Source organism: Pseudoalteromonas sp. Xi13, from assembly GCF_003952205.1.
Taxonomy (GTDB): Bacteria; Pseudomonadota; Gammaproteobacteria; order Enterobacterales; family Alteromonadaceae; genus Pseudoalteromonas; species Pseudoalteromonas atlantica.
Genome location: NZ_CP034439.1, coordinates 1,294,308 through 1,306,648, shown reverse-complemented (window position 1 = coordinate 1,306,648; position 12,341 = coordinate 1,294,308). Strand labels below are relative to the sequence as shown.

Here is a 12,341-nt window from a genome sequence, read left to right as displayed (position 1 = left end):
TATTTAACTAAATTAGTTCGCCCATTTTAAATAACGCAAACTCCCCTGGCTGCATTTTTTGCCAGCGTTCGTCATTGGTTAATGGCCGTGTAGCTATTACGGTTACTACATCGTTTGGGGTGGTTTCTTCGTTAAAATCAACCACCATATCGGCATCAATTAACGTTGCTTTACCAAATGGCGCTCGGCGCGTTATGTAGTGTAAGTTATTCGTGCAGTACGCCAATACAAATACGCCATCGGTCAATAACATATTAAATACGCCCTTTTCACGTAACGTATGTGAAAGCTTAGCCGCATATCTAAATACAGAGGCCATATTAGAGGGACGTTTTGGGTATTTTTCACGAATTTTATCTAGCAACCAACAAAACGCCAGCTCACTGTCGGTGTTGCCCACAGGGCGATAATATTGTGGTTTTAAATCGTGATAGTTAGATAACTGGCCATTATGTGCATAGGTAATTTCGCGCCCCCAAAGCTCACGAGTAAACGGGTGGGTATTTTCAAGGCACACTCGACCACGGTTGCCTTGGCGAATATGGCTAATTACCGACACACTTTTAATGGGGTAGGCTTTTACTAGCTTGGCGATTTCTGATTGATAGCTTGGCTCAGGATCTTTAAAGGTTCTACACCCTTTACCCTCATAAAACGTTATACCCCAGCCATCTTTATGCGGGCCAGTATTACCACCGCGCTCTAACAAACCTGAAAAACTAAAACAAATATCCGTAGGTACGTTGGCTGACATGCCAAGTAATTCACACATTAATAAACTAACCCTTAAAAAATACGTATAAATAGCGCTGTACTTTACTGTGCGCTACAACAGACATACTTACTTAAAAAAACTTTTTTGGCTAGCTGATTTACTGATTTTTAGCGCTTAAATAATCGCTGTGATTGAATTAAACACAGCAGTGGTGCATGCTTGTTCCTTATAAAGGGAATAATGATAAGCATAATGGCTAGTTTGTCGTTAATTTAACGCTGTAATGTACTTGAAACTTACGCTCACTAGCGCTACTCTAACTGAGGTGGTCTGACCTCTATTAAGGAATAAGCAATGACACTCATATTTACACTCGGTTTAATCGCACTGCTCAGCATCGCGGTTTACCACAGAGCGAGTTGGAACACAGCACTTGGTGTTTCTGCCGCAACATTATTAATTGGTACCTTCGCAGGTGCTTTTGGTTTAATTAGCTGGTTGATCTTTTTGATCATCGCGGTTCCTCTTTCTGTTACTGGCATTCGTCAGCAATATATTATCAAGCCGATTTTTACTACCTTTAAAAAAGTAACACCAAGCATGTCTGACACTGAAAAGTCAGCAATCGATGCCGGTACTACGTGGTGGGAAGCTGATTTATTTTGTGGTAACCCAGATTGGAAAAAGCTACACCAATACCCAGTTCCAAAACTGACTATTGAAGAGCAGGCCTTTATTGATGGCCCTGTAGAAGTAGTATGTAGCATGCTAGATGATTGGGAAGCAACACACGAGCTTACCGATTTACCGCAAGATGTATGGCAATATCTAAAAGATAATAAATTCTTTGCCATGATCATCAAAAAAGAATACGGCGGTTTAGAGTTTTCTGCGTTTGCACAATCATGTGTTCTGCAAAAGTTAACCAGTAAATCGACCTTACTATCATCAATTGTAGGTGTACCTAACTCGTTAGGCCCAGGTGAATTACTACAGCACTACGGTACTGAAGATCAAAAAAATCATTATTTACCGCGCTTAGCCCAAGGCCAAGAAATTCCATGTTTTGCATTAACCTCGCCAGAAGCAGGCTCTGACGCAAGCTCAATTCCTGATTACGGTGTTGTGTGTAAAGGGCAATGGAACGGTGAAGAAGTAGTAGGTATTAGCCTTACCTGGAACAAGCGTTACATTACTCTTGCACCAGTGGCTACAGTACTTGGTCTTGCCTTTAAACTACAAGATCCAGATGGTTTACTAAGCGACAACAAAGAGCCAGGCATTACCTGTGCACTTATTCCAACTAACACGCCAGGTGTTGAAATTGGTCGTCGCCACTTCCCGCTTAACGTACCATTTCAAAATGGCCCGACTCGCGGTAAAGACATTTTTGTACCCCTTGATTACATTATTGGTGGCCCAGAAATGGCTGGCCAAGGCTGGCGCATGCTGGTTGAATGTTTATCGGTTGGCCGTGCAATTACATTGCCATCAAACTCTGCCGGTGGCATTAAAACAATTGCCGTAGCAACAGGTGCATACAGCCGTATTCGTCGTCAGTTCCGTTTACCTATTGGTAAAATGGAAGGTGTTGAAGAGTCACTGGCTAAACTTGCAGGTTACGCTTACAGCTCAGATGCAGCGGTTAGTATGTCAACCGGTGCGGTAGATTTAGGTGAAAAGCCATCGGTTGTTTCAGCTATTATTAAATACCACCTTACCGAGCAAATGCGCGAGTCGACCATTCATGCAATGGACGTACTTGGCGGTAAAGGGATTATGCTTGGGCCAAATAACTATTTAGGTCGTGGCTATCAAGGTGCCCCTATTGCTATAACAGTAGAAGGTGCCAACATCTTGACCCGTAATATGATTATTTATGGTCAAGGTGCAATTCGCTGTCATCCATTTGTACTAACCGAGCTTGGTGCTTGTGAAATTGAAGACCGCGAAGAAGCGCTTAACGTATTTGATAAAGCGCTAATGGGCCACATTGGCTTTACAATGTCGAACCTTGTACGTACTAAGTGGCTTGCGCTTAGTGGTGCACGTTTTACTAGCGTACCGTACAAAGACGACACCGCAGAGTTTTACCGTATAGCATCACGCTTTAGTGCATCGCTTGCGCTTATGTCTGACATTAGCATGGCGGTATTTGGTGGCTCGCTTAAACGTAAAGAACGTATTTCAGCACGTTTAGGTGACTTACTAAGTTACTTATATTTAGTGTCTGCAACGCTTAAACGCTATAACGACGAAGGCCGTAAACAAGAAGATTTAGCCCTAGTAAAATGGAGCTGTCAGGATCATCTTTACCACTGCCAACGTGCCCTTGCTGATTTAATCAATAACATGCCCTCTGCCCCATTACGTGGTGTATTAAAAGTATTGTTATTCCCGTTTGGTCGCCCGGTTCGTAAACCTACCGACAAACTTGAGCATAAACTAGCACAACTACTTCAAGTACCTAGCGAAACGCGTAACCGTTTAGCAAGTTATGTTTACTTAAAAGATGAGCCACTAAACCTAGTTGGCCGTCAAGAGCAAACACTTAAAGACGTACTGGCTGTAGAGCCGTTATTTGAACGAGTATGTAAAGAAAAAGGCCTTAAACTGCCATTCTTCCAACTTGATAAAGTAGCGCAAATGGGCCTTGAAGCTGGCATATTAAGCCAAGCAGAAGCTGATAAATTAGCCGCTGTTGAAAAAGCCCGCTTAGACGTAATTAACGTTGATGACTTTGACCCAGCTGATTTATTAGCAGGCAAAGCCGCACGTAAAAGTGAAGACAGCAAAGCAGATGCAGCTTAATCAACCAAGCTAAGCATCTGAATAGCAAAAGCCAGCGCTCTAGCGCTGGCTTTTTTGTACTCAATTTTAATTAGCTTAAAGCAATAACTTTAAGCTCGATCAATATCAAAAAATATAAAACCTACCAATACATTATAAAACTTACTAATCACTCATCTAATACACGCTTTGTAACACTTTATTAAGCCTTGAATAAGCTCCAAAGCTTGCGTTTAAAAAATGTACGAGCAACACTCAAATACGCTAATAATAATTCAAGGACTGTATTAATGAAAAAAACACTTAAGTTTGGCGTACTAGCATGTGCAATTGCACTCGCTGGCTGTAGCCAATCGAGCAATACAACACATGTTATTGCTGAACAAACCTCAGCAGCACAAGCGATACAGACATACAGTGCAAACACTTTTTTTGATACTACATCCTTTATAGGTAGTAGTTTTTCACCTTCTGGTGAAAAAATTCTCGTTAGTAGCGATGAAAGCGGTATTTATAGTTTATATGAGGTCGATGTTAAAACAGGCAGTAAAGAACGCTTAACCAATTTTGAAGACAGTACCTACCCTGTACGCTACTTCCCTAATGATGAGCGCGTATTATTTACCAAAGACTCAGGCGGTAACGAGCGATATCATGTCTACGTGCGTGAAGTTGACGGTTCAATCAAAGATTTAACCCCTGGCGCTGAAACACGAGCTGGCTTTGCAGGCTTTACAAAAGACGGCAGCCAGTTTTTTATCTCAAGTAATCAGCGTGATGCCAAATTTATGGATTTATATCGTGTAGATAGTGAAACCTATAAAGTGTCTCCTGTTTATCAAAATGAGCTCGGATTAGATGTTGGCGCCATTAGCCCCGATGGACGCTTTATTGCTTTATCTAAAAATAATAGCAATAAAGACAGTGATACATACATTCTTGACACTTATAAAAAAACCCTCAAGCCACATCTTATATCCCAGCATGATGATCCCGCACAATATACGCCTGAAACCTTCTCTGCTGATGGTAAATATTTATATTACTCTACAGACGCAAAAGGCGAGTTTTCACAAATGTGGCGCTATGAGTTAGCCACAGGTAAGCACACGCCGGCCTTAGAAGATGAGTGGGATGTAACCTTTATCTATTTTTCTAACTCTGGTCGCTACCAAGTAAGTGGTGTCAATGCCGATGCCAGTACCAAAGTGTCTATTTTAGATACTCTGACAGGTAAACAAGTTGCTATGCCCGCCATACCCAATGGTAATTTACACGGTGTGAATTTCTCAAGTGACGAGAAAACCATGGCGTTTTATTTAAACTCAGACACCTCACCAAGCAATTTATTTGTTTGGCAAGTCGGTAGTAATAAAGCTAAGCAGCTTACTAACACATTAAGTAAAGACATAGATCAATACGACTTAGTAGAGAGCACCATTGTACGCTTTAAAAGTTTTGATGCTCTAGAAATACCAGGCGTGTTGTATAAACCCAAACAAGCCAACAGAAACAATAAAGTACCTGCGCTGGTGTGGGTACATGGTGGTCCTGGTGGGCAAAGCCGTACTGGTTACAGAGCAATGCAACAACATTTAGTTAATCATGGCTATGCTATTTTTGCAGTTAACAACCGGGGGAGTTCAGGATACGGCAAAACATTTTTTCATTTGGATGATAAAAAGCACGGCACTGACGACTTACAAGATATTGTGTACGGTAAAAAGCACCTGCAGAGTTTAGAGTGGGTTGATGCAGATAAAATCGGCATCATAGGGGGCAGCTACGGCGGCTTTATGACTGCTGCTGCCCTTGCTTTTGAGCCGGAAGAATTCAAAGTCGGTATTAATATTTTTGGGGTTACTAACTGGGTAAGAACGCTAAACTCAATTCCACCCTGGTGGGAGAGTTTTAAAAAGGCGTTGTACGATGAAATGGGCGACCCTGCAACAGATGGTGAGCGTCATCGGGCTATATCGCCACTATTTCATGCTAAAAATATCACTAAACCTTTAATGGTAATACAAGGCGCTAACGATCCACGTGTTTTACAAGTTGAAAGCGATGAGCTCGTTGCCGCAGTCAAAGCCAATGGCGTGCCAGTAGAGTATGTATTGTTTGATGATGAAGGGCATGGTTTTACTAAAAAAGAAAACCGTATAACAGCCTCTAACGCTTACTTAAAATTTTTAGATACCTATCTAAAATAGCGCTTAAGCCCATACGACTATGGGCTAAATTTAAGATAAAAGCTGTGTGCTTGTTCGCATACAGCTTTTTATGCGTGACGCGTTAATTTTGGTTCTAATACCGCCAGAGCTAAACCAAACACAGCTGCAAATAATCCAATAAACTCAAGCCAGGTATTACCTGCATGTGATATGTAGCGTGGGACAGCATCTGTTGTATAAACACGTTTACCACCCGTCACTTCTTCGACAAATGATTCACCGATATACTCATCCATTAATTTAAAAAGTTCAACACGCCTAGCAAGCATCTCTTTAAGTTTTGCTGTACGCTTTTCAGCACTGGGATCTATTATATAATCTTTCCAATGATTGAAAACATTGAGTGGTTCATCATTTTTAATAATTCCAATTGAGCGATACTCATAAAAATGTTCGTTAAACACATAATTTTTATGGCCTGCATAAAATAGTGCACACCCAAACGAAATTAAAAACATTGCTAAATAAATCAATTTACGCTGAGTTACTGAAGTGCTCACAGCTTTATTTTTATACCACTGCTCAACATCTGGTATCTGCATAAGCCTGGTTTTATCATGACTTGATACAAGCGGCTTCATAAACTCATCAATTGAAAGATCTAATGCTATCAATAAGGCTCTAAATATTTCATTCGAGGGAATTGATTTATCGTTTTCAAGTTTTGATATATACCCAAACCACCTCAAGATGCAGAATTCAGCGTCTCACAGGGGCTTAATATCAAGGCGTTACTTTGCAACAATGGCAGTCCCTTTTAAGAAGTAACAACGATGAGAGTAAATGCCTGTGAAACGCCCAAAGGGTTGGTTTAAAAGCGATTGATACTGCGTTATTGATTTTAACAATAGAACCACTATTATTTGCAATCAATGCCTTGCCTAAATCGCTTTTAATTCCAACTGAAACTCGCATCTTGAGGTAGTTTGGGTATGATTTTGCTCTATCCCCACTTTCTGAGCGAACTCTGGTTGGCTCAATTTTTTATTATTTCTAAGCTGCTTTACTTGTTGACCTAGTGTGCTCATTTTAGTGCTTCCTTTTTTAAAGTGAGACTAGATTCTTGGCTATTCATGCAGATATAAGAAGCTGAATATTAAAGAATAGGCAGGAATATTAGCAAGTTAGCATTAAGTAGTCGATTATTTAGCTGATAGCTGATAGCTGATAGCTGATAGCTGATAGCTGATAGCTGATAGCTGATAGCTGATAGCTGATAGCTGATAGCCAAAGGGTAATTTATAAAATTATTTAACCAAGGATTTTATAAGCTTGCTATTGAGGAAATAACAAGTGGCGGAGTGGACGGGACTCGAACCCGCGACCCCCGGCGTGACAGGCCGGTATTCTAACCAACTGAACTACCACTCCGCAGTGGTATGTGCATGGGGTAATGCACTTACTAATTTTGTTACGATATCAAATGGCGGAGTGGACGGGACTCGAACCCGCGACCCCCGGCGTGACAGGCCGGTATTCTAACCAACTGAACTACCACTCCGCAGAGATATCATATTACTTGTCATTACTAAATTTGTTGGCGGAGTGGACGGGACTCGAACCCGCGACCCCCGGCGTGACAGGCCGGTATTCTAACCAACTGAACTACCACTCCAGCATACAAATTTTGTAACATAACAGTGTTTAAATAGTGGCGGAGTGGACGGGACTCGAACCCGCGACCCCCGGCGTGACAGGCCGGTATTCTAACCAACTGAACTACCACTCCAGCGCGTATTTAAACTGTTATTTTTTCTTATTGGCGGAGTGGACGGGACTCGAACCCGCGACCCCCGGCGTGACAGGCCGGTATTCTAACCAACTGAACTACCACTCCATAATAAGAATATGTTTTACAACCATATGTTGTGTAAGTGTTGGCGGAGTGGACGGGACTCGAACCCGCGACCCCCGGCGTGACAGGCCGGTATTCTAACCAACTGAACTACCACTCCAGCGTCTACTTACAAATTGTCGAAAATTGGCGGAGTGGACGGGACTCGAACCCGCGACCCCCGGCGTGACAGGCCGGTATTCTAACCAACTGAACTACCACTCCGCATTTTCGTTTCTGCTTAGGTCTCCCTTTGCAGCGGCGTGAATAATACGAATCAGCCCCTACTTCGTCAAGGGCTTTTTTGTTTTTTTACAGGTTTTTTAGTCATCTGACATCGAAAGGTTTAAAATTTCACCTGATTTGTCACTTTTTGAGCCATTTTTGCCGACTTGATTTTTTTCTGCATCGGCGTTGCTCTCATCGTTTACTTTCTTTTTGTTTAAAAAAGGCAGTTTAAAGTTAAATTTGATTGGCTTTTTCTGTACAAAAATACGAATTGCTAACCACCCTAACAATAAAATGAGTAAATTACAGCCCACGATTAAAGTCACTAATGTAGAAGTGGCCATTTTTTCTTCAATGGGCTCAGCTTCCAAGGCCAGGTTTTGATCAATAAGCGTAGCAGGGTCTATTTCGGGCACTGCTTCTATTGGCCTTTCTATCTCAAATTTGTATGTTGGTATTGTGGCCATAAACTCACGACCGTTTATATTAGTGCCAAAAACAGACAGTTCAACGCTGTATCTTCCCCAATCATAGTTTTTAATTGCTAGTTGGCGTGTATCACCCGCTTGCGCGTCAATTGTAAACATTTGCTCTTCATTATTAGGGTAATAAATTTTTCCCTGCACAATAACGGTTTCGGGTTTAACTATGTTGCTATCTATATTAATAGTTAGCTGGTGATCGTCAGTATCAAGCTCTGCCAGTGCGACCTCAGATTTAAATGGCGGTTCATGCACAATGATAGGGTCTTGCACAATGCGTCGCTGTAATAAGGGGGTCGCTATATAGAGTTCTGGTGTCCACTGTCCTGCAGGAAAGTCTAATTTAAATTCGCCAGTAAACACTCCATCGTTAGGGCGTTCATCAAAGCCGCGGCCATCGTCTTTAAATTCGGCAACTTCTTGAGTGCCTGCACCAAAGTTTGCATAGCTTTCATCGTTGGTACTTACAAAGTCAACGTTTAGGCTAACTACATCTGTGAATAAGTTAGCATCGATAGGCTCATCATCATTTAAAATTTCGCCCGTTATTTTTATTGTCTCGCCTCTAAACAACATAGGAGGTAGTGGCTGTGCTTTTAAAGACACTTCCCCTAACACCACAATGCGGCTGTCGGGCAAAATGCGGCCAATAACTTGCCATGGGCCAGCCATCGGTTTTTTTATGGTGATTAAGTCGTAACTAAGCTCATCAAACCAATCGAGGTTGGGATCTTTAACGGCGTTAGTGGCAAAGTACTTGCTGCCATCGGGTCTGACTAAAATAACCGCGGGCGAACCTGGCTTTCTAAAAAATAGTAAGGTTATTTCGTCTAATTGGCTGTCTATACGAAAACGGTTATCTAGCAGCGGTATTTCATTTTGTTCGCCGTCGCGTTTAAGTAGCTCTACTTGCTTAACGGCAAACGCACTGGCGCTAAACAGTGAGGTGGCGCACAGTACAGTTATAAAATACATCGTTTTCATAGTTGGCCTTATTCAGCGCGCCATAAACAGTGGCCGCCTTCTTTGTCTACAAGATCGAGTCGTGCTTCGTGTGCGCTTTGCTCAGCGTCGTTTGCGCGCAATACAACTAAAGGTGCTCGGTCACTACTTAAGCGTCTTATGCCACCAGTCTGTTGCTCGCTGCCGTCATCTTTATTTTGGTTTAAGTTTAGCTTGGTTTGCCCGCCAGTCATGGCAAGGTAAACATCGGCTAAAATTTCAGAATCCAGTAATGCGCCGTGTAATGTTCGTTTTGCGTTGTCTATATCGTAACGGCGGCACAAAGCATCTAGGTTGTTCTTTTGACCAGGATGCAAGTCACGCGCCATTTTAAGGGTGTCGAGAACTTGGCAGTACTCGTGCGTATTTGGGTAGCCTTGGTTAAGCAGCGCAAACTCGTTATCCATATGGCCCACATCGAACGGGGCGTTATGTATTACAAGCTCAGCACCTTTAATGTAGTCAAAAAACTCTTGCGCTATATCGCGATAAAGTGGTTTATCACGTAAAAACTCGTTGGTAATACCGTGAACATCTATTGCTTCTTCTTCAATGCTGCGTTGTGGGTTAATGTAAACATGAAAATTATTACCGGTTAAACGTCGGTTTATTAATTCTACACACCCAATTTCTATAATCCGGTGCCCCTGTTTGGGGTCTATGCCGGTGGTTTCTGTATCTAAAACTATTTGTCTACGTGCCATATCGAATTTAGCCTGACTCTGGTATCTTTCTATAATCACTTTATTGTACATAATATCAAGGTAAAACAGTGCAAAAAACCGTAGAGATTTACACCGATGGCTCATGTTTAGGTAATCCGGGCCCTGGTGGTTATGGTATTTTTATGATTTATAACGGCCACGAAAAAAAATTAAGCCAAGGGTATAAGCTCACCACAAACAACCGTATGGAAATGCTCGCTGCCATTGTTGCCCTTGAATCACTTACCCGCCCTTGCACCGTTAACCTCACCACAGATAGCCAATATGTTAAGCAGGGTATTGAGTCGTGGATTGCAAATTGGAAAAAACGGGGCTGGCAAACATCGGCAAAAAAGCCGGTTAAAAATGTTGATTTATGGAAGCGACTTGATAGCGCTTGTAGCGAGCACACGGTTACATGGAAATGGGTAAAGGGACATAGCGGGCATAAATATAACGAAATAGTTGACGATTTGGCACGTGATGCTGCAGGCAGTAGCAACCTACTTGATGATGTAGGGTATCAGCCTTAACCCGTAAAAGCTTTCTCACTTTTAATGCCATGAGTGTAAGGCTCATGGTATTAAAAGTGCCTAGTTACATTATTTAACTATTATTATTTTTTTGCTCATACTGTTTAAAGTGCTGCTTTGAGGTTTGTCTGAGCCCTGCCCCTTTTACAGGTGAAAACTGCGGCCTTGCATGCCACTTAGGTTTTATAGGCGTAAGCGGAGCCACGCGTTTTCGCGCCACCAGCATATAAACACTCCCCATAGGTTTTAAATACTGTTTAGCAAAACTGCGCCAAAATGCAAACCGTGAAAGCCTGTTACCCCGCGCAAGAGATGAGTAAATAAAGCGCTCATCGCTAATAATTTCAAACCCCAATAAATTAAGCCAATCTTTTACCCGCGCAGGCGTAAAAAAACGCCCCGTCCACGGCAGCTTTTGGCCACTAAAGGGCAACATTTGCGCCAATCCACATAAACTAAACGGATTAAATCCGGTAATAACAATGTAACCACCGGGTATAAGTGTGCGATGCGCCTCGCGTAATATGTGATGTGGGTCTGAGTGATACTCTAAGCAGTGGCTTAAAATACACGCATCAACACTGTGCTCATAAAAAGGCAGTTCGTCTATATCGGCTATTACACCTGTGTAAGGCCCCTCTTCGGCAACACATACTTGGTGTTTTATAGTGCTTACGCTGGTATTAAGCTCGCCACTTAAATTACCTAATTTAAGCATATGGTAACCAAACATACGCGGCAGCCATTGATCCATTTTTTGTTCAATGTCAGCACGTAAATAATCCCCATGAGGGAACTGCTGCCATGACAGCGGTTTGGGTCCTTCTTGAAAACTAAGGGCTGGTTTCATTTTTATAGCTCGTTATACTAGGTGTTACCCGTCACTTTATAGAGCAAATTAATATGGTGCAAGTTAAAGCAATTAAAGCATTTTCTGACAATTATATTTGGTGTTTAACTACCCATAATAGCAACCAAGCATGGGTAGTAGACCCAGGCGACGCTCAGCCCGTGAAGGCGCATTTAGCTGAGCATAATTTACAACTGGGTGGCATTTTAATTACCCATCACCACAGCGATCACACAGGTGGCGTAGCAGAGCTTTTAAAGCAATTTCCAGAGATTACAGTTTACGGGCCTAGTAACAGCCCGTTTGGTGGTATTACCCATAAACTTGTTGATGGCGATAACATTGAAGTACTCAATACCACGTTTGACGTGATTACCACTCCAGGGCATACCCTTGATCATATTTGCTATACCCATGATATGTTAATTTTTCCTGGCGATACGCTATTTAGTGGCGGTTGCGGGCGTTTATTTGAAGGCACAAGTGAGCAAATGTGGCACTCGTTTAATAAGCTTCGTGAACTACCAACAGGCTGTAAAGTGTATTGCGCCCATGAATACACGCAAGCCAATTTGGCCTTTGCTAAAGCTGTAGAGCCTCGTAATCCTGAGCTACTCGAATACAGCAAAAAGGTAGATGAACTTCGCAGCAATAACGAAATTACCCTGCCAAGTACTATTGGCCAAGAGCTAAAAATTAATCCTTTTATGCGCAGTGACCTACCCACTATTACAGAGTTAGTGCCAAAAGAATGCCTTGTGGTTACAAAAAACAATGAACCTTGGGAAAACTTTGCTAGTCTGAGACAGTTCAAAGACAACTTTTAACACATAAGTAATAATTATTAATTTAAAATCATCAGCTTAAAATTGGCTGATGATTTTATCATAAAGTTAAAGTTGGTAGTAAAGTGGCAATACTGGCTCATAACGGGTAGTATTTGCCGAGTTTTTTACCTGATGTATTGGTATT

Annotated in this window: 9 protein-coding genes and 7 tRNA genes; 4 read left to right on the top strand and 12 right to left on the bottom strand. The window is 42.0% G+C overall.

Annotated elements, in window-relative coordinates; all coding sequences use genetic code 11:
* Positions 1-7: 7 nt before the first annotated feature.
* Entirely contained in the window at positions 8-772 is a 765-nt protein-coding gene (locus EJ103_RS05910; RefSeq protein ID WP_004587229.1) for a class II glutamine amidotransferase, read from the bottom strand.
* 297 nt (positions 773-1,069) lie between these two features.
* Here EJ103_RS05910 and fadE point away from each other — a divergent pair, with 297 nt between their 5' ends.
* Positions 1,070-3,526 (top strand): acyl-CoA dehydrogenase FadE, encoded by a 2,457-nt coding sequence (fadE, locus tag EJ103_RS05905; protein ID WP_029772579.1) that lies wholly within the window; start codon positions 1,070-1,072, stop codon positions 3,524-3,526.
* Positions 3,527-3,795: 269 nt separating this feature from the next.
* Positions 3,796-5,715 (top strand): S9 family peptidase, encoded by a 1,920-nt coding sequence (locus EJ103_RS05900; protein WP_126006520.1) that lies wholly within the window; start codon positions 3,796-3,798, stop codon positions 5,713-5,715.
* 68 nt (positions 5,716-5,783) lie between these two features.
* Here the strand turns inward: EJ103_RS05900 and EJ103_RS05895 are convergent, their stop codons facing one another.
* From EJ103_RS05895 to dnaQ, 10 genes are all read right to left on the bottom strand, one after another.
* Positions 5,784-6,350, bottom strand: coding sequence for a transcriptional regulator (locus EJ103_RS05895; RefSeq protein WP_241232300.1), 567 nt, complete (start codon positions 6,348-6,350; stop codon positions 5,784-5,786).
* Between the two features lie 680 nt (positions 6,351-7,030).
* Positions 7,031-7,107: transfer RNA gene (locus EJ103_RS05885), tRNA-Asp, on the bottom strand.
* Positions 7,108-7,160: 53 nt separating this feature from the next.
* Positions 7,161-7,237: transfer RNA gene (locus EJ103_RS05880), tRNA-Asp, on the bottom strand.
* Positions 7,238-7,274: 37 nt separating this feature from the next.
* Positions 7,275-7,351, bottom strand: a tRNA-Asp gene (locus EJ103_RS05875).
* Positions 7,352-7,388: 37 nt separating this feature from the next.
* A tRNA-Asp gene (locus EJ103_RS05870) sits at positions 7,389-7,465 on the bottom strand.
* 31 nt (positions 7,466-7,496) lie between these two features.
* A tRNA-Asp gene (locus EJ103_RS05865) sits at positions 7,497-7,573 on the bottom strand.
* Positions 7,574-7,614: 41 nt separating this feature from the next.
* Positions 7,615-7,691 (bottom strand) — tRNA-Asp (locus tag EJ103_RS05860).
* A gap of 27 nt (positions 7,692-7,718) precedes the next feature.
* Positions 7,719-7,795: transfer RNA gene (locus EJ103_RS05855), tRNA-Asp, on the bottom strand.
* Positions 7,796-7,893: 98 nt separating this feature from the next.
* On the bottom strand, positions 7,894-9,264 hold the full coding sequence (locus EJ103_RS05850) for a TIGR03503 family protein (RefSeq protein ID WP_126006518.1): 1,371 nt from the start codon (positions 9,262-9,264) through the stop codon (positions 7,894-7,896).
* A gap of 8 nt (positions 9,265-9,272) precedes the next feature.
* Positions 9,273-9,986, bottom strand: coding sequence for a DNA polymerase III subunit epsilon (gene dnaQ, locus EJ103_RS05845; protein ID WP_004585981.1), 714 nt, complete (start codon positions 9,984-9,986; stop codon positions 9,273-9,275).
* A 68-nt stretch (positions 9,987-10,054) separates the two neighbouring features.
* Here dnaQ and rnhA point away from each other — a divergent pair, with 68 nt between their 5' ends.
* Positions 10,055-10,519: a ribonuclease HI gene (gene rnhA, locus EJ103_RS05840; RefSeq protein ID WP_004585980.1), complete on the top strand. Its 465-nt coding sequence runs from the start codon at positions 10,055-10,057 to the stop codon at positions 10,517-10,519.
* Between the two features lie 73 nt (positions 10,520-10,592).
* Here the strand turns inward: rnhA and EJ103_RS05835 are convergent, their stop codons facing one another.
* Positions 10,593-11,369, bottom strand: coding sequence for a class I SAM-dependent methyltransferase (locus EJ103_RS05835; protein ID WP_126006516.1), 777 nt, complete (start codon positions 11,367-11,369; stop codon positions 10,593-10,595).
* Positions 11,370-11,422: 53 nt separating this feature from the next.
* Between EJ103_RS05835 and gloB the strand changes: the two genes are divergently transcribed.
* Positions 11,423-12,196: a hydroxyacylglutathione hydrolase gene (gloB, locus tag EJ103_RS05830; protein WP_126006515.1), complete on the top strand. Its 774-nt coding sequence runs from the start codon at positions 11,423-11,425 to the stop codon at positions 12,194-12,196.
* The last annotated feature ends 145 nt before the right edge of the window (positions 12,197-12,341 follow it).